General features: G+C 46.5%; 16 protein-coding genes. 14 read left to right on the forward strand and 2 right to left on the reverse strand.

Going from position 1 to position 17,432, the window contains the following annotated elements; genetic code table 11:
* Window positions 1-12: 12 nt before the first annotated feature.
* Window positions 13-393, reverse strand: a complete 381-nt coding sequence (locus ACKTT9_RS17150) for a YmaF family protein (protein ID WP_407872506.1) — start codon at window positions 391-393, stop codon at window positions 13-15.
* Window positions 394-583: 190 nt separating this feature from the next.
* Here ACKTT9_RS17150 and ACKTT9_RS17155 point away from each other — a divergent pair, with 190 nt between their 5' ends.
* The 9 genes from ACKTT9_RS17155 to ACKTT9_RS17195 all read left to right on the forward strand — a co-directional run bounded on the left by ACKTT9_RS17155 (window position 584) and on the right by ACKTT9_RS17195 (window position 9,709).
* Entirely contained in the window at window positions 584-2,905 is a 2,322-nt protein-coding gene (locus ACKTT9_RS17155) for a xanthine dehydrogenase family protein molybdopterin-binding subunit (RefSeq protein ID WP_407872507.1), read from the forward strand.
* The gene (locus tag ACKTT9_RS17160; protein ID WP_407872508.1) at window positions 2,902-3,741 is read left to right on the forward strand and encodes an FAD binding domain-containing protein; all 840 of its coding nucleotides are present in this window, start codon (window positions 2,902-2,904) and stop codon (window positions 3,739-3,741) included. The genes ACKTT9_RS17155 and ACKTT9_RS17160 overlap by 4 nt, the downstream gene beginning before the upstream one ends.
* Before the next feature lie 2 nt (window positions 3,742-3,743).
* Window positions 3,744-4,217: a (2Fe-2S)-binding protein gene (locus ACKTT9_RS17165; protein WP_407872509.1), complete on the forward strand. Its 474-nt coding sequence runs from the start codon at window positions 3,744-3,746 to the stop codon at window positions 4,215-4,217.
* 380 nt (window positions 4,218-4,597) lie between these two features.
* Window positions 4,598-5,107, forward strand: coding sequence for an AAA family ATPase (locus ACKTT9_RS17170; RefSeq protein WP_407872510.1), 510 nt, complete (start codon window positions 4,598-4,600; stop codon window positions 5,105-5,107).
* A 48-nt stretch (window positions 5,108-5,155) separates the two neighbouring features.
* Complete coding sequence (locus ACKTT9_RS17175) at window positions 5,156-5,650, forward strand: DinB family protein (RefSeq protein ID WP_407872511.1); 495 nt, start codon at window positions 5,156-5,158, stop codon at window positions 5,648-5,650.
* A gap of 124 nt (window positions 5,651-5,774) precedes the next feature.
* Window positions 5,775-6,899, forward strand: a complete 1,125-nt coding sequence (locus ACKTT9_RS17180; protein ID WP_407872512.1) for a serine hydrolase domain-containing protein — start codon at window positions 5,775-5,777, stop codon at window positions 6,897-6,899.
* 108 nt (window positions 6,900-7,007) lie between these two features.
* Window positions 7,008-7,790, forward strand: a complete 783-nt coding sequence (locus tag ACKTT9_RS17185) for a phytanoyl-CoA dioxygenase family protein (RefSeq protein ID WP_407872513.1) — start codon at window positions 7,008-7,010, stop codon at window positions 7,788-7,790.
* A gap of 56 nt (window positions 7,791-7,846) precedes the next feature.
* A complete protein-coding gene (locus ACKTT9_RS17190; RefSeq protein ID WP_407872514.1) occupies window positions 7,847-8,698 on the forward strand; it encodes a helix-turn-helix domain-containing protein in 852 nt (283 codons plus the stop codon).
* 9 nt (window positions 8,699-8,707) lie between these two features.
* On the forward strand, window positions 8,708-9,709 hold the full coding sequence (locus ACKTT9_RS17195) for a phosphotransferase (RefSeq protein ID WP_407872515.1): 1,002 nt from the start codon (window positions 8,708-8,710) through the stop codon (window positions 9,707-9,709).
* A 65-nt stretch (window positions 9,710-9,774) separates the two neighbouring features.
* On the opposite strand, the gene ACKTT9_RS17200 is transcribed toward ACKTT9_RS17195, so the two are convergent.
* Window positions 9,775-10,755 carry an aldo/keto reductase gene (locus tag ACKTT9_RS17200; RefSeq protein WP_407872516.1) on the reverse strand — a complete coding sequence of 327 codons (981 nt, stop codon included), beginning with the start codon at window positions 10,753-10,755 and terminating at the stop codon, window positions 9,775-9,777.
* Window positions 10,756-10,973: 218 nt separating this feature from the next.
* Between ACKTT9_RS17200 and ACKTT9_RS17205 the strand changes: the two genes are divergently transcribed.
* The 5 genes from ACKTT9_RS17205 to ACKTT9_RS17225 all read left to right on the forward strand — a co-directional run bounded on the left by ACKTT9_RS17205 (window position 10,974) and on the right by ACKTT9_RS17225 (window position 17,419).
* The gene (locus ACKTT9_RS17205) at window positions 10,974-11,393 is read left to right on the forward strand and encodes a GTP pyrophosphokinase (protein ID WP_407872517.1); all 420 of its coding nucleotides are present in this window, start codon (window positions 10,974-10,976) and stop codon (window positions 11,391-11,393) included.
* Between the two features lie 211 nt (window positions 11,394-11,604).
* Entirely contained in the window at window positions 11,605-13,782 is a 2,178-nt protein-coding gene (locus ACKTT9_RS17210; protein ID WP_407872518.1) for a helix-turn-helix domain-containing protein, read from the forward strand.
* Between the two features lie 198 nt (window positions 13,783-13,980).
* Window positions 13,981-14,901, forward strand: coding sequence for an ABC transporter permease (locus tag ACKTT9_RS17215; protein ID WP_407872519.1), 921 nt, complete (start codon window positions 13,981-13,983; stop codon window positions 14,899-14,901).
* A gap of 13 nt (window positions 14,902-14,914) precedes the next feature.
* Complete coding sequence (locus ACKTT9_RS17220) at window positions 14,915-15,775, forward strand: carbohydrate ABC transporter permease (protein ID WP_407872520.1); 861 nt, start codon at window positions 14,915-14,917, stop codon at window positions 15,773-15,775.
* A gap of 78 nt (window positions 15,776-15,853) precedes the next feature.
* A complete protein-coding gene (locus tag ACKTT9_RS17225; protein WP_407872521.1) occupies window positions 15,854-17,419 on the forward strand; it encodes an extracellular solute-binding protein in 1,566 nt (521 codons plus the stop codon).
* The last annotated feature ends 13 nt before the right edge of the window (window positions 17,420-17,432 follow it).

Consider the following 17,432-nt stretch of genomic DNA (forward strand, 5'->3'; position numbering starts at 1 on the left):
ATGGATGAACGATTATTTTTTCACACGTTCCCGTATGACTTTTTCAATAATTAATTTGTGTCCGAGCATGCCCATGAGACGAATTAGTCCGGTTGTTCTTCCGGAAATGATATGGCGATGGCCGTCAGCAACGTTCGTTTGGATCGAAAACCGGTGAAAATGGTTGGGACCATTGCCAATGTTGAGTCCTGTTTGACCGGAGTAGGAATGTCTGTGTCCGTCCGCAGTTGTTGTAGTGCCGCGGAAATTGTGACGGTGCCTGCCATTATCAGGAATGAACAAATCAGTCAAATTCCCAAAAGCATGTTGATGCCCTTGCACGCGAGTCGTCAAACCCTCCATTCGATGTTTGAACTGAACAGGTCCTTCGTCTCCTTGCTTGACTTTCGCCATGATCCCATCATCCTTTCGAAACAAGATGCTATTAAAGTATGTACCGCTTTCAAACTTGGCTTGGACAGACGACCATAAAAGGACCTATTTATGAGAGCGGAATAGGACGAGTTTATTCTTGATAAGATGATAGAAAACACCAGCTTTCTCATACATCATGTATGTCGTAATAGAGTAGGAGTGGTTGAAGTTGAGCGTAATAGGAAAGGGCATCCCAAGACTTGAATCCCGAGATAAGGTAACCGGTTTCGCTACATATACGAACGATACACAATCTCCAGGTATGCTGCATGGTTGGATCGTGACCAGCCCTTATTCACATGCGTTAATTTTATCGATTGATATTACGGATGCGCTGGCAGTGAGCGGTGTTCACGCTATTGTTCGGGGAGAGGATTCCCCCGTCCTAACAGGTACTCTTCTAGCAGACCGCCCGCCGCTTGCCTGGAAGAAAGTGAGGTATTACGGCGAGCCGATTGCCGTCGTTGTGGCGGAAACGGAGCAGATTGCCAAACGCGCTGCAGCCTGTATACAAGTGAAATACGAACAGCTACCTGTTGTTCATTCACCCAGTGTTGCCTTACAACAGAATGCTTCATTAATACATGAGAATTTGGGCAGCTATCAAAAGTTCGGTGATGTGTATCCCGTTCCAGGAACAAACATCGGCAATTTAGTCAAAATCAGAAAAGGTGACATGACCTCAGGCTGGGCAGCAAGTGAAACGACAGTGGAAGGGACATATGCGTTCAATTCGTCCGATCACTGCGCGATGGAACCGCGTTGTGCCATCGTTGAAGCAAAGCCAAGCGGTTTAATCAACATTCAAACGTCGACGCAGGATCCGTTTATGATTAAACGTACGTTTGAACGTTTTTTTCAAGTGGAGCAGTCCAAGGTTATCGTGCATGTGCCTTTTGTAGGCGGCGGATTTGGCGGCAAGGGCTCTATTCAATTAGAATACATGGCCTATCTGGCATCCAAAGCTTGCGGCGGCCGTTCCGTCAAAATCAATAATTCCCGTGAAACGGACATGGTCAGTTCCCCTTGTCATATTGGCCTGGAAGCGAAAGTGAAGCTTGGCGCTACCCGAGACGGCAGATTAACCGCAGCCGAAATTACGTTTTTATTTGATACAGGTGGCTATACAGATGAGGGAGCAACGGTGACCGTAGCGGGAGCAATCGACTGCACGGGGCCTTATCGCGTAGAAAACGTGTGGTGCGACTCTCTGTGTGTCTACACGAATCATCCTTATGCTACGGCATTTCGAGGATTTGGGCATACGGAAGCCCTTTATTGTATGGAACGTACGATGGATATGCTTGCGAAGAAGCTCGGGATGGATCCTTTGGATTTGCGGTTTCGCAATGCGATCCAGCCAGGCGATACGACACCAACGCAAGCACCGCTTACACGAAGCTCGGTGGGGGATCTACCGTTATGCATTAGCAAGCTGAAGACGCTGATCGAGTGGGATCAGGGTCAATGGACGAAGGTTGACCGAGATAAAGTCAGGGTCAAAGGGATGGCCTGTGTGTGGAAAGCCTCGGGCTCTGGCATCGATACCGGAAGCGGGGCTACGATCACATTCAATCACGACGGCAGCGCGAATCTCAGCGTAGGTTCGATCGAGATAGGCCAAGGAAACCGTACCGTCATGGCGCAGATCCTGGCCGAGCAGCTGGATATGGATGTGAAGGATGTTCATGTCAAAATGGACGTGGATACCCAAATTACTCCTGAGCATTGGAAAACAGTGTCGAGCAGCAGTACGATGATGGTCGGTCGTGCTGTTCAGGATGCAGCTGAAGATGTGATTTCCCAACTGAAAGCTAATGCTTCCATCGTTCTGCAGGTACTGCCCCAAGATCTCGCAGTCGGCCGAGGCATGATTTATGTCAAAGACGACCCGATCGTTAGTCTTAAAGTCAGTGAAGTGGTTAGCGGCTACGAATATCCGAATGGCAGTGCTTCGGGTAAACCGGTTATCGGCCGTGGCAGATACCGTGTCCATGATATTACAAGGCTTGATCCCGAAACGGGGAAAGGCATCCCAAGCCAGCAGTGGACCGTTGGTGCACAAGCCGTTGAAGTTGAATTTGATACTCGCGAATGTACATACCGCGTTCTTCGGGCGGCATCTGTTTTTGACGCGGGAAAAGTGATTAATGAAGCCACCGCACGCGGGCAGGTGGTAGGCGGAATGAATATGGGGCTGAGCTTTGCCACGCGTGAGGGATTTCTGTTTAATCAGGCGGGGCAAGTGCTTAATCCGCAGCTGCGGTCTTATAAATTGACCCGGTTCGGGGATCATCCGGAGTACTTGGTTGAATTTGTCGAGACGCCGTTCACAGAAGGTCCCTTTGGTGCCCGCGGCGTTGGGGAACATGGAACAATCGGGATGGCTCCGGCTCTGGCAAACGCCTTATCGCTTGCAGCCGGTATTGAATTGAACGTACTGCCTTTGACACCAGAGGTAATCTGGCAATCGATGGGGAGGAGCCAATGATTTCATTTGACTTTGAATATTATAAGCCGGCTACCTTTGATGAAGCAGTATCGATCTATCAGAACATGGAAGCAAACGGTAAAGCGCCCTTGTATTATGCCGGTGGGACTGAAATCATCTCCATGGCGCGCATGGATCAGCTCCACACAGGTGCGGTGATTGACATGAAGGGGATTCCCGAATGCCGCGTATTTCAATTTCATCATAATCAGCTCGTCATTGGCGCAGCACTTACACTCAATGCGCTTGTGGAAACCCCTTTGTTTCCATTGCTTGCGGACACTGTTCAAGACATCGCCGATCATACCATTCGCAATAAAATTACAATCGGCGGCCTCCTATGTGGAAAGTTCATTTATCGGGAGGGGCTGCTGCCTTTTCTCCTAGCGGACAGCGAGGTTATTTTGGTAGGCCCTAGCGGCGTGCGTCAAATCCCCATTCGCCAAATTTTGAATGGAGAGCCGCGATTGGAGCCGGGTGAACTTCTCGTCCAAATCATAACCGATGCCAACTATTTGGATATGCCTTATGTGACGATAAAGAAGACCAAATTGGAACGAATCGATTATCCAATCGTCCGCATAGCTGGACTCCATACAGGAGAAAGGATTCGTATTGCTTTCAGTGGAGTCAGCTCGATACCTTTTCGATCAAAGAAAATCGAAGAAATTTTAAACGATTCCTCACTTTCTTTGGAAACTCGCGTAGATAACGCCATTCAATGGTGGCCTGTGCCGATTTTGAATGACATTCTCAGCACATCTGCTTATCGGACATTTGTGCTTCGCAACACACTATTGGATGCTATGGCAGCTCTGGAACAGGGGAGGCGATGAGGATGAGCGGGACGTTCAAAAGTGAAGTTGAATTCGTTGTCAACGATAAGCGACATCACGCTGTCATTCGATCCGCGGATACGCTATTGCGAGTGCTGCGGGAGCAATTGGGGCTAACTGGAGCAAAAGAGGGCTGTGAAAATGGCGATTGCGGTGCATGTACGGTGAATGTGGATGGGGTCCCTATCAAATCGTGCCTGATGCTGGCCATTGAAGCTCCGGGATGCAGCATCACGACGATTGAAGGGTTAGGCGGAGATGCGCCCATGCAAAGGGCTTTCGTCGAGCATTTTGCTTTTCAGTGCGGATTCTGCACACCGGGTTACATTATGGTCGCACATGCTTTGAGCCAGCAATGCCCCAATGCGAGTGAAGACGTGATGCGTAGATGGCTGCAATCCAATATTTGCCGCTGCACAAGTTATGAGGAGATTGGAAAGGCTGTCAGGTCTGTGATCTCGAACTCGCAGAAATAGGTGAATTAGAAATTGGAGGGAACTACGATCCTCTATTTTTCTGAAAACCTACATCATCCACAGAGAGGGGGAACTACAGTTCGTTATTTTGTCATTTTCAGCCGATAATCGCGCTGTGGAGGACAAATAAGTGCCTGTAGTTCCGCTCAACTTTCAAATAGCTCGTTATTCTCCAGATAGAGGATCACAGTTCCCTTAATGCTCCCAAGAGTCGGAGTCCTGCTAAGTTTCTCGAAGTGTATACAATTCTTGTGAAAATTGGGTGCAGGAGCTCGATTTGTTTTTATGAAAGGAAATGAAAGGGTGCAGTTAGAATTCATTAGTATGCCAAACAATAAGGAGGATCCTGGGAAGAAAGACGGATCAGGGTAAGTACAAACATGTCAACCATTATCTTATTTCGCGGGAAAGCTGGGACAGGCAAAACAACGTTATCCAATGAACTTGGCAAAAGGCTTAAGACAGCTGTGCTTCATAAAGATGATATTTATGATGCTGTCGCAAAGGATGTCTTCGCACATGAGGCGAGAAATCAGATCTGTTTTGATTTTCTGTATCGATTTCTTGAAACGGTTATTGCGACGCAAGCTGATGTCATTCTTGATTATGGGTTTAATCACTCGGATGATGTGATGAAGTTTAAGCATTGGATCGAGGAAAGAGGAGGGAAGTTGAAGACCTTGCACTGCATATGCAGTGATGAGTCTACTTGGGCGCAGCGACTTGCTGAGAGGAGCATAGCGCCAAAGGCCAATCAATTAATAACCGATTTAGATAAATTGAAGGAACATTATAAGCATGTTAGATTGGAATTTTTGGAAGGTGAACTTGTTATGGACACGGTTCAACCGGTCGATTCATTAATGGATCAGGTTTTCAAGTCTCTTTGAAAGAGCTACTATATTTATGTAGATATAACAAATTTAGGAGGCAATGGAATGAATAAAATCGAGCTTTTGCTTCATGGATGGGATAGCTGCTATGAGAATGAGGATTGGTATCCGCCGCTTACGGATGCTCTCCAAGGTTTGACTGCCGAGCAAGCCAACTGGCGTCCGGAAGGCGAATATGTGAATACGATTGCAGAGAATTTAAATCATTTAATTTTTTATAAAGAACGATTGTTGTATAGAATGACTGGACAAGAGTCCGAGTATCCGGATATGACGAATGATGATACGTTTGTTGTGGCAGCAACTTCAAACGAGACATGGCAGACAACTTTAACTCGTTTGCAAGCTGTTCACCAAGGTATTCGAGATCGGATCGCACAGTGGGAGGAGCATGATTTTGAGCATGTGTATCCGAATCGTTCGCAGTCCGTAGGACGTTGGGTGAACAGTCTGATTATGCACGATGCTTATCACACAGGACAAATTATGTTTATCCGGAAGCTGCAGGGATCCTGGCCTTCTCGTCGTTCATTTGAATAAAAATTAAGAAGTGTAAGGCTTGGCGGATATTGACTCGTCAGGCTTTTTGCATTGTTTATAGAGGGATTTGCCGTTTTAGTTCGAATAAAGAAAATAACTGAATGTAAGGAGGTCTCGTTGAGACATGAATATGGACATGGCATTGCCCCAAGCGGCACCAGAGCAACTGGGGATAAATGGTGATAAATTACAGCTTGCTTTCCAACTGTTGGATCGTGAAGAGGAAATTGGTGAAATACCAGGTGGTGTGGCCATCGTGGGTCGAAAAGGGACTATCGCAGGAACGTATGCCGTGGGTCACTCGGTTATTTCGGACGATACGAAGCTGAAAGTAACGGAAGATACGATTTATGACTGTGCTTCTTTGACCAAAGTGATGGCGACACTTCCCTTGATTATGCAGCTGATCGATCGTGGCGAGCTGCGCCTCAGAGACACCATCACCCGGTTCTTCCCTGAATTCTCTGGGAATGGGAAGGATGAGGTGACGGTGAAACATTTATTGTCACACACGTCCGGGCTGCAGGCTTTCAAGGATTTGCATTCACATGGCTGGACGCCAGAGCAAATTAAGGCTGCTGTGCTTGGAGAGAGTCTGAGTCATGCTTGCGGGAGCAGTTATGCGTACAGTGATTTTAACTATATCATTCTTGGTGAATTGGCTGCGAAGCTGTTTAGCATGCCGCTGGATGAGGCCGCTAACCGATATGTGTTTGAACCGCTGGGAATGCACGATACGGGATATTGTCCGGCGAAAGAATTGCAGCCCCGCATAGCGGCAACGGAATTCATGGACGGCGCCTATCGATGGGGCGAAGTGCATGACGAGAACGCATGGGCAATGGGAGGCGTCAGCGGGCATGCCGGTGTTTTCTCAACGGCGATGGATGTTGCGAAATATGCCGCCATGTGGCTGAACCATGGAAAGCCTGCCGCTAACGGCCATGGCCATGTGCTGTCAAGTGCATCCGTTGCAGCAGCTACGCGAAGCTACACGGAAGACAAGGTAAATGCTAATCGTGGCCTTGGTTGGGTGCTGAAGGGAGATGTCTGGGACGCTTCGGGGGATTTGTTTTCCTCGCAATGTTACGGGCACACGGGGTTCACAGGGACCAGCATTTGGATGGATCCCCAAAGCAGCGTTTTCGCAGTCTTATTAACCAACCGTGTGCACTTTGGACGTGAGAAGTCTGTCGTACGGCTGAGGGATTGCTTTCATAATGCGATTGCCGCATCGATTGAATCCTAAAGGTGGAAAAAGTACCAGATGAGGTGGAATCGCTTCATTGATAAGGGATTGGCGCTGCTTGATAATGAGGATAGGAAGTAAATCTCATTGTTGGGGGAGCGAATCGCTATGAGTATCGTCCACACAGGTCACCAAGTCCACATCACATCCGAGCAGATGAAGCATTATCAGGAGCAAGGCTATATCATTTTTGAAAACCTTTTTTCAGGGGAAGAGATGGATCGTATTTGCGGTATCATTGACGGCTTCGACGAGGCTTCCGAGAAAGCCTTGCGCGCAAAAGGCAAGGAATCCATCAGCAGATCAGGTCAAATTAATTTTACTGCAAATTTGAATTTCCTAAGTGCAGAGCTGCAGCAATTTATTGCAGATCAGCGTTTTGTTGATATTACGACAACGATATTGGGACCGGACATCAAGCTGTACTGGGATCAGTCCGTGTACAAACGTCCGGAAGCAGACAAAGACTTTCCATGGCATCAAGATAACGGATATGTACCGACGGAGCCGATCCACTATGTCACATGCTGGCTAGCACTTGAAGACGCTACGGTGGATAACGGCTGTATCTGGGTTCAGCCACGTACGCACTTGGATGGTTTTGTGGAGCATGTGAAAACAGATCTCGGCTGGGTTTGTTATTTTGGAGAAGAAAAAGGCATACCGGTTGAACTGAAAAAAGGCAGCATGGTTGTCTTCCATTCCTTGCTCTTCCATCGCAGTACGCCAAACTTAAGCAAAACGCAGACACGCAAAGGTTATGTGGTGCAATACTCGGTGGACGGATCTTTTAATCCGAATACCGGTCAATTATTCAAGAACGGACCGCTGATTGCAAAAGACGGGAAGTCTGCGTATGAAGCTTTTGTAACTAGAGAGAATTGTTCTTAGTGATTCTAGGCAATACACGGGAAATCGGTTAAGTTGAACATATGAGGTGATTGTCAATGTCGACGAAACCGCCCGAATGGGTAGAAGGGCCATGGTCCGTTCAGCTGCACAGTGTGAATCGATCGCCGTATGTCAAGCTTCACATGGAAAATCGCAGTTTTCCGAATTGGATCATTAGTTATGTGAAAACCGGCCATGTCACGACAGGCACAGGAGGCGAAACCCATACAGCGAAAGCGGGTGATGTGATGCTTCATCCGCCTGGGCTGCCTTTCTCGGAGCATGCGGATGTTGGCGGTGTTCATTTATGGATGCAGGTTAGCATTCTGTGTTCCCATCAATTCGACCTCCTGATGCTCTATCGCGTTTCACCGGTTATTACGCTGCCTGAGCCTGGCCGTTATGAGGCTGTATTCACCAAATTGCTTGCCGATTGGGGAAATCGGGAGCTGTCTTTTCGTGATTTGAAACTCACAGCTGCGATGCTGCAGCTAACGGAAATGATTCTAACCGGTTGGGAAAAAGCAGGAAATCCGGAGCGTTCAAGCGCATACAGCTCATCTGGTGACCGCTTCGCCCGGTTAATTGGACAGATGTCCATGCGACTGGAAGAGAAGCTGACCAGAGAGGAACTCGCGTCGCTCGTTTGTCTGAGTGCGAACTATATGGACAGAGCTTTTCAGCAGCAGTTTGGACTAACGCCCATGCAAATGCTGCGAGATATGCGTCTGAAGCGTTGCAAACAGCTGCTCGAAATGAGCGAAGAGACACTCGAAACTATTGCCGCACGATGCGGATTCACGGATGCGTCCTATTTATGCAAACAATTTAAGAAAGAGTATGGCGTTCTTCCTGGGGAATATCGCGAGTCTGTCCGATACAAACAATTCGAAAATGTGTATGGTTAGGGTGAAGTCATGCAGGAGCAGCTAGATGAATTGGTTCGTCATTATTTTGAGGAAGCGGATTATGAGACGGAGGCCGTTCCGTTTGGACTTACCAATTTAACAAAAATAGTTACGCTAAACGACCAAAGGTATGTTCTCCGTGTTTATAACCGGCATACGAAGCATGCAGAGGGTATCGAGTTTGAATCAAAAGTGACGTCATTTTTAGCGAACAGAGAGCTGTCTTTTCAAGTGCCGGAATTTCTTCCAACTTTAAGCGGGGACGATTATGTTCGATTGTCTGGCGGAAGCTTAGGCGCGCTTGTCGTCTTTCTTGAAGGCACGAATCACGTGCTTGCAAATGTCCATGATGCCGCTGAATTCGGGCGTGTTGTTGGTGAAATGAGCCAGGTACTCCAGCGATTTGATAGAAGTGGGCTCGATTATCAAGGCATATCATTTGGGGATTATTACAATCTTCATCCGCTTGCAGATCAAAACGCTGTTGCCGCTTTTATTGAAAATCCATCGTTTCAAATTCCAGAAGCGAGTTTGAATTTTTATAGAACCAAGGTCGAATCCGTTGGAAACAGCCTTAGTGAGATACAAAAACTTCCTGTTCAGCTTGTTCATCATGATTTGTTAATCTTTAATTTGTTAGCTCAAAACAACCGCATCTGCGGCGTACTGGATTTTGATTTTATATCGGTGGATACAAGCTTTATGGAGTTTGCGATTTGTTTCAATCATATTTTACAGATGTCGAATGGTTCCTTAGAGATGGCAGAAGGTTTTGTTAAAAGTTATTCCGTTTACAGAACGCACAGCTTGCAAGAGATTGAGCAACTGCGGAATTTAACTCAGGTGTATCATCTCGCAGTGCTGCACATCTACATCGGCCAGCATTATGCGGGCATCGACATCCAACATAACTTCACCTACATTATGAATCAATTCATACATAGAGATATGTGGTTAAAGGAGCATGGCAAAACAATTGAGCAGATGCTGATAGCTTATTTGGTTGGGTGAATCTCATAGATTCAAAAAAAAGGCTATCCCTCAGTCACTGGTGACGTTGGGACAGCTCTTCTTTTTTACCAGGCGTACGCTCGTGGAGCATCTCCGCCGGGACCCGGGAAGATTTCATCTAACTTGCTTAATGTGGAAGCATCGAGTTGGATGTCAACCACACGTAACGTATTTTGGAATTGCTCCAACGTACGAGGTCCAATAATCGGTGCCGTCATAGCCGGATGGACGAGGGTCCAAGCCAAGGCTACATTCGCTTCGCTCTCGCCGAGTTCCTTGCATAATGCGGAGAAGGCTTCCAGCTTGGCGCGATGTTTTTCGACACGCTCAGGGTTGCTCGCGCGCTTCGAGCCATTGACTGGATTTAATGCGTTACCGCCAAGCAGACCTCCATCGAGCGGGCTCCAAGCGATAACGCCAATGCCCAGTTCTTCAGCAGCAGGAAGGACTTCCAACTCAGGCAATCTGCAGAGTAAGCTGTATTTGTGCTGCTCTGACACAAGGCCAAGGAGATGACGGGACTTGGCTTCATATTGCGCTTTCACTAGATCGCGCCCGGCGAAGTTGCTGGAGCCGACGTAACCAATTTTGCCTTGGTACACAGGAACTTGAAAAGCCTCCCAGAGCTCATCCCAAGATACATTACGATCTACGTGATGCATCTGGTATAGCTCGATATGATCGGTCTGAAGGCGGCGTAAGGAAGCATCTAAGTGACGGCGCAACTTATAAGCGGATAACCCACCATCACGGTTCGGTCCATCATTAGTGTCGTGCATATCACCATAGAACTTGGTGGCGAGAACGGTCTTCTCACGACGATTGCCGCCTTGAGCGAACCATCGGCCGATAATTTCCTCGGTGCGGCCTGAATTTTCGCCCCATCCATATATATTGGCTGTATCAAAAAAGTTGATTCCGGCATCTAGCGCAGCATCCATGATGCGAAACGCTTCTTGTTCATCGGTATCCACACCGAAGTTCATCGTTCCCAAGCACAATTGGCTCACTTTCAAGCCTGAACGTCCCAAATAACTGTATTTCATCGTAATCTCCTCCACAAAAGTTAAGGTTGGGCAAAGCTTGTGCTTATCCACCACTCCCATCATACTAGATTCTCAGAGGGGGCAGAAGTACGCACTTTTCTTTCATTTAGTAGACATTGTGATACCTACTCACTTAAAGGTAAGTGCTTATTTGTAGCCGTAATTTAGCAATAATGCTATGATGGGAAAGTTACCTATTACGGAATGAAGGTGTAGAAATGAGTACATTAACAAAAGCAATTCTACTAGCAGCCAAAGCGCACGACGGTCAAACCGACAAGGGCGGAAATCCGTACATCCTGCATCCGATTCGATTAGCAAGCAAAGCCAAAACGACGGAAGAATCCATTGTAGCCGTCTTACACGATGTCGTTGAGGATTCAAATATGACCTTATTTGATCTGAAAAATGAAGGATTTAGTTCAAACGTCATTGCAGCTCTAGATTGCCTGACGAGGAGAGCGGATGAAAGCTATGAAGGGTTTATTAAACGAATTAAACTAAACCCGCTTGCCTCGAAGGTGAAGCTTCTGGATCTGGAAGATAACTGCGATATGAGCCGAATTCCGCAGCCCACAGAAGCTGACTATGCAAGAATTGATAGATACAAAAAAGCGATCGCTGAGCTCAAGTTTTAGACGCGCAGAACACTCCGTTCCACTTAGGAATGAGAGTGTTTTTTTGTCTCTTTTTGTCGTAAAAAGAAATAAAAATTCACTCTGTTATTTGTGCAATAAAATAAAGTTTCAAAATCTATTGACCCTCCAATTCTTTTTCAATAGTATAAAAACAATAGTCATTCTACAGATTGGAAAGGATGACAACTTAACAGGGAGGGGGGCGATCGAAATGGCCATTTCTAAGGTGCATAAGTTCCGATTAGCCCTTTTTTGGCGGCTTTTTACCAACTATTTTATTGTGATTTTGATTCCCGTTATTGTCGCCAGTATCCTTGCACATGTGCTTGCCGTCCGCACGATTGAGAAAGATGCCGAAAAGCTGAATGATGTCGTGATTAGCCATTTTTCCAAGCAAACCGATACAGCCCTAGATTCACTCAAAACCAATATGATCAACATGCTCAGTTCATCTAATGTAACAGGTCTGCTCAGGGTTGTTGACGATTCAAGGGAAAATCAGCAGCGCTCGGATCAGTTTCATGCCCTCAGAGAGCAATTGATGAAGCTTCAGTCGGATAAATTGGTCTCGAAGGTATTTTTATATTTTGCCAATCATGACCTGATTGCGGATGTCGATATTTATACGGATAAAGTGTACTACTTTAACATGACTTATCCGCTGGATGAGGAGCAGAAGGCGGAATATCTCGCCCATTTTACAGGTAAAAAAATGATGGATATCATAGACTCGCCTACGCTCGGTATGTCAGCGGTTATGAGTTATCCGTTCAATACGGAAACTCCGGAAGTTTATCTGGTCGTGCATTTTGATCAGGACAAATTGAAAGAACAAATTTCAATCCCTGAGAAGTGGGTCACAGGTACGGCGATTGCTACTAGCCAAGGTGAAATTTTGAATCAGCATAGTTTGACGGATAAAGAAGTTAAAGCGGTGCTGGAGCATACGCGTTCGAAGGTTATTGAATCTCAATTTCTGGTCACGGATGAAATTGCCATGTCACTGGTGAAATCCCGGTTCAACGATGCTTGGTATTATGTGACCATCGCAGACCTTCGTACCTTGATGAAGCCCGCTTATATGACAAGATTGATTAGTTGGGGATTTCTGGTCTTTTTTCTCGTGGTGGGCAGCGTGGTGTCGTATTATTTAAGCCGTCGTTTGTATCGGCCGATTCAAGAAATCTCAAATGAAAATAAAGAGCTGTCACAGCGCATGAACGGCATGTTCCCCTTGATGCAGGAGCTTTTTATCACCAAAATTTTGCAGGGGGAATATCAAGACGAGCTGTCCATCGCTTATTATGCGAAGGAAATTGATTTTACCTATGACAAGCAGGCCATGCGCACAGTGCTGTGTATTGCTTTTCACTATAACTCGGAGGTGTATGACCGGCTGTCGGAGACGACGAAGTCTTTCATGTTCGTGGAAATCAAAGAATTGATTCGCAAATCCACCCCATCCATGGTCTGGCTATGTCAAACGAAACCGGATGTGTTAGCCTGCGTGGTTACCCACGATACGTTCCTGCATCTAGGCGCGGAAGAGGCTGCGGACATTACGAAATTGGTGCTGGAGTCGTACAGCCAATATTTCAAAGCAACGATTGGCATCGGGAAAACCGTAAACGCCGCAGAAGAGCTGCATGAATCATATGAGCAAGCCTTAGCTGTCCTGCAGAATCGCGGATTGGATGCCGATGTGGAAATATGCCGCGGACCGCTTGTAGGTGAACGCACGCAGTGGGAAAGTTTTCTATCTGTCCAGGAAGTGAACCGTATCTTCAATCAGCACAAAACCAAGGAATATGAGCGGTTGCTGGAGTCTGTGCGTGAGAAGCTGGAGGACGGTAAACTCAAACAAGCAACCGCCATGCAGGTCAAATATTTAAGCACAGACGTGCTGAATACATGGATTCGTGCGGTTGAAACCGAGCACAACGATTTTAATGTGCCATTTTTTTCCGGCTTGTACGATCGGCTGCATAGTTGTATGACGTGGGATGAATTGGATCAATGTTTCTTTGACATCCATCGTGTTTTATTCCGAACGGAGGAACCCGATCAGCGCACGCAGCAGTTTTCGGAGATTCTGGATTATATTCATAAGCATTATAACGAGGAGCTTTCGATTGAATATTTTGCAGGACTGCTCAACATGTCGAACGGGCATTTCAGCCGAACGTTTAAAGAGGCGGTGGGCGAGAAGTATGTGGAGTACATTGCCAAATACAGGCTTATGAAAGCGAAGCAATTTTTGCTGGAGACTGACATGAAAATCGATGACATCGCGGAGAAAGTCGGCTATTGGGGCCGTAATTCGTTTATTCGAACTTTTCGTAAATACGAAGGTATCACGCCCGCGAAATACCGAACGATGCATCATTAAAGGATAGAGACTTCATTTTTTCCGAAGTCTCTATTTTTTCTTCCAGCACCGAAAAACCGCTAATAAACCGCCGAGAAACCGCATAAAATCGGGCTTGCAAAAAAAGAGACACGAGGTAATTATGCGATCTTTACGTGAATGCTCCGCTCTCGGTATAGTAAGGCCATCAACTTCCGAAAGGAGGAGGGGGGAGGCAGTATGCAGCAGCGTAATGGGATAGGGTACGTATTGAAGAAACATAAAGCGTTATATTTGTTAATGCTGCCGGGGATTTTATACTACATCATTTTCAAGTATGTGCCTATGTACGGGGTCGTCATTGCTTTTCAGGATTATTCGATCGGCAGAGGAATTTTGGGCAGTAAGTTTGTAGGATTTAAGCACTTTATCGAATTTTTTTATGTCAATCCGGATTCTTGGAAACTGATTCGCAATACCATCATGTTAAATGTGTATGACCTGTTGTTCCATTTTCCGGCGCCAATCATTCTAGCCATCTTGTTTCACGAGCTGAAGAACAAAATGTTTAAACGCATCGCACAAAGCATCAGCTACATGCCGCACTTTTTATCAACGGTCGTTATAGCGGGAATTCTTGTTACGTTTCTGTCGCCGCAAACCGGTATCATTAATTTCTTGCTGGTGAAAGTATTTGGCATGGAGCCGATTCTATTCCTTGGTCTGCCTGAATGGTTCAGAGCAATCTATGTCTCCTCGGAAATATGGCAAAAAATCGGGTGGGGGACGATTCTTTATTTGGCAGCGATTGCCGGGATCGATCCGACCTTGTATGAGGCGGCGAAAATGGACGGAGCGAACCGTTATCACCAGATGCGCCATATCACCTTCATCGGTATGGTTCCCGTGATGATTATTTTGTTCGTTCTGACATTAGGCCATTTTATGGAAACAGGGTTTCAGAAAATCTTGCTTTTATACAACTCCATGAACTACGAAACCTCTGATGTGATAAACACGTTCGTCTATCGGCGAGGGATCTTGGATGCAGACTTCAGCTTCGCAACAGCAGTCGGATTATTTCAGTCCGTCATCGGTCTCATTCTCGTCATCGGCGCAAACCGCATAGCCCGAAAACATTCAGAAACAAGCTTGTGGTAAAGGAGGAACTCTATTGAAAATCAAACAGTCAGCAGCCTCCATCATTTTTGACACAATGAATTATGCGGTTATGATCCTTCTTATGCTTGTAATGATTTATCCGCTTGTCTATGTGTTTAGTGCTTCGATAAGCGATAACGCTCTGGTTTCAAGTGGTGATGTTCTGCTTTTACCCAAGAAAGTAACGCTGGTCGCTTATAAGCAGTTGGCAGCAAATTCAGATCTATGGATCAGCTACTGGAATACGATCCGTTACACGGTCGTTCATGTCATTCTGACGTTGATTACAACGGCAGCTATGGCCTACCCGTTAGCGAAAAAATGGCTGCCCGGTCGCAAATTGATCTTGATGATGGCGGCATTCACGCTGCTGTTCAGCGGAGGGATGATCCCAACGTTTCTCGTTGTGCAAAAGCTGGGCATGTTGAACTCCATCTGGGCCATCGTTCTGCCTTCGATGATCAGCACATGGTATTTATTCATCATGCGGACGTTTTTTGAAGCTTTGCCGGAAGAGCTGGAAGATGCAGCAACGATTGACGGTTGTTCTTCGCTGCAGGTGCTTTTGCGAGTCGTTATGCCGCTCTCGATGCCTGTTATGGCAACAATCGGACTTTTCACGGCTGTGAACCAGTGGAACGCTTTCTTCGATGCCCTCATTTACTTGAACGACCGCTCTATGTATCCACTGCAAATTATGCTGCGGAACATCCTCGTAGCCGGTACGACGATTCAGGGAGAAGGCGATATGAGCCTGCTGCAAACTATGAAGTACGCGATCATTATGATGGCTACGCTCCCGATCCTGTGTGTGTACCCGTTCATCCAGAAATATTTCGTTCAGGGTACGATGATCGGCGGTATTAAAGGGTAAGATTGGATTGCCATTGCGACTTTAGCTAGTAACGACGTTTTTAAAACAGCCTTTTAAACACATTGGGGAGGTTTTTCCATGAAAAAAAGAACAGTAGCAGCAGCAGTATCCGCCGTTATGCTTTCCAGCTTGGTCGCAGGTTGTACGAGTGGGTCAAAAGATACGCCTGTATCCGGGGATGGCAAAAAAGCAGAAGAGTCCAAGAAGCCGATCACCTTTTCCTGGCTGGCTTATGACCGTCCGGAAGGGAAAGTACGTCAAGACTGGGAAATTTTCAAGGAAATCGAAGCAAAAACCGGCGTGAAAGTGGAGTTTCAAGTGGTCAGTCAGGAAGGTCTGAAAGAAAAGAAACAGATCATGATTGCGACCAATGCGGTTACTGACTTCATTCAGGTAGATACACTGGAAGGCAGACAGCATGGGCCGGATAAAGTGTTTCTGAATCTGAAGGATTACATGGATAAAGCCCCGAATATGAAGGCGTTTTTCGATAAATATCCGGAAGCCAAGGCTGTTGCAACGGGAGCCGACGGAGGGATTTACACGGTGCCGGTTATCGAGGGCGACGCCGAAGGCAAAGGGTTCAACTTTATCTGGTATACCCGGAAGGACATTATGGATAAATACGGCTTGAAAGCGCCGACGTCCGTGGAAGAATTTTACCAGTACCTGAAAACGTTGAAAGAAAAACAGCCGGATACATACCCATTGATCAATAACGCAATTACAGGCGATACAGGGCTATTCACGACGTTCGGCAGAGCCTTCACTGGCATTCACGGCTTCTATAACGTTGATCCGGCTACGGATAAATATGCTTTTGCACCTTACCACAAAGGGTATAAGGACTCTCTGATCTTCCTCAACAAACTGTATAACGAGAAATTGCTGGATCCTGAATTCTCGATGATCACGCAAGCGCAGTGGGAGGAACGGATTCTAAAGGGCAAATCGCTGGTTACCTTCTTCTGGAAGGCCGATCTGGAGACGCTTATGGATAAAGGACGTAAAGCAGGAATTGCCGATTACACACTGGATGCGATTCCGCAGTTCGCTGCTGACGGCATCAAGAACTATCAGTTCTCGCGTTCGGTTGTAGGCGCTACAGGTCGCGCGATTTCCGCCAAGGTCAAAGATAAAGACAGAGCCGTCCAATTCCTTGACTACCTGCTCAGTGAAGAAGGTTCGAATTATCTATCCCTGGGAATCGAGGGCAAAACGTATACGAAGTCAAACGGTGTGCCTGTGTACAACAAGGATTTCGGGGCGTCGCCATTTACAACACTGCGGAAAGATTGGGGCGTCTGGTATGACATGATTACGCTGGACAATGCCAAATCCCGCGCAGTATGGGAAAGCGGCTTAAGCGATAAGAGCAAAGCGATTAACAAGCTTTATGAATCGGTTATTATCCCGGCACCAAAGCAGATCGTTAAAACCAGTGAAGAGTTGGAGTTGGAGAAATCGAAGCTGAACAACTTGAACAAATATTTGGAACAAAAGCTGACGGAATTCGTGTCTGGTAAAACACCGATTAACGATAAAACATGGCAAGAATTTATTGATCAAACGAAAAAGCTCGGCGCAGATGACCTGCTGAATATGTACAATGCCGCTTACACTCGCACATACGGTAAAAAATAATCGCACTGGTACT

The sequence above is a fragment of the Paenibacillus sp. P36 genome, assembly GCF_045866505.1.
Taxonomy (GTDB): domain Bacteria; phylum Bacillota; class Bacilli; order Paenibacillales; family NBRC-103111; genus Paenibacillus_E; species Paenibacillus_E chondroitinus.

What these genes read in the sequence shown, in the direction of transcription:
- ACKTT9_RS17190 (WP_407872514.1), top strand. Translation starts at nt 7,847, where the DNA reads ATGTCGACGAAACCGCCCGAATGGGTAGAAGGGCCATGGTCCGTTCAG.
- ACKTT9_RS17215 (WP_407872519.1), top strand. Translation starts at nt 13,981, where the DNA reads ATGCAGCAGCGTAATGGGATAGGGTACGTATTGAAGAAACATAAAGCG.
- ACKTT9_RS17150 (WP_407872506.1), bottom strand. Translation starts at nt 393, where the DNA reads ATGGCGAAAGTCAAGCAAGGAGACGAAGGACCTGTTCAGTTCAAACAT.
- ACKTT9_RS17160 (WP_407872508.1), top strand. Translation starts at nt 2,902, where the DNA reads ATGATTTCATTTGACTTTGAATATTATAAGCCGGCTACCTTTGATGAA.
- ACKTT9_RS17195 (WP_407872515.1), top strand. Translation starts at nt 8,708, where the DNA reads ATGCAGGAGCAGCTAGATGAATTGGTTCGTCATTATTTTGAGGAAGCG.
- ACKTT9_RS17185 (WP_407872513.1), top strand. Translation starts at nt 7,008, where the DNA reads ATGAGTATCGTCCACACAGGTCACCAAGTCCACATCACATCCGAGCAG.
- ACKTT9_RS17200 (WP_407872516.1), bottom strand. Translation starts at nt 10,755, where the DNA reads ATGAAATACAGTTATTTGGGACGTTCAGGCTTGAAAGTGAGCCAATTG.
- ACKTT9_RS17170 (WP_407872510.1), top strand. Translation starts at nt 4,598, where the DNA reads ATGTCAACCATTATCTTATTTCGCGGGAAAGCTGGGACAGGCAAAACA.
- ACKTT9_RS17205 (WP_407872517.1), top strand. Translation starts at nt 10,974, where the DNA reads ATGAGTACATTAACAAAAGCAATTCTACTAGCAGCCAAAGCGCACGAC.
- ACKTT9_RS17180 (WP_407872512.1), top strand. Translation starts at nt 5,775, where the DNA reads ATGAATATGGACATGGCATTGCCCCAAGCGGCACCAGAGCAACTGGGG.
- ACKTT9_RS17175 (WP_407872511.1), top strand. Translation starts at nt 5,156, where the DNA reads ATGAATAAAATCGAGCTTTTGCTTCATGGATGGGATAGCTGCTATGAG.
- ACKTT9_RS17225 (WP_407872521.1), top strand. Translation starts at nt 15,854, where the DNA reads ATGAAAAAAAGAACAGTAGCAGCAGCAGTATCCGCCGTTATGCTTTCC.
- ACKTT9_RS17210 (WP_407872518.1), top strand. Translation starts at nt 11,605, where the DNA reads ATGGCCATTTCTAAGGTGCATAAGTTCCGATTAGCCCTTTTTTGGCGG.
- ACKTT9_RS17165 (WP_407872509.1), top strand. Translation starts at nt 3,744, where the DNA reads ATGAGCGGGACGTTCAAAAGTGAAGTTGAATTCGTTGTCAACGATAAG.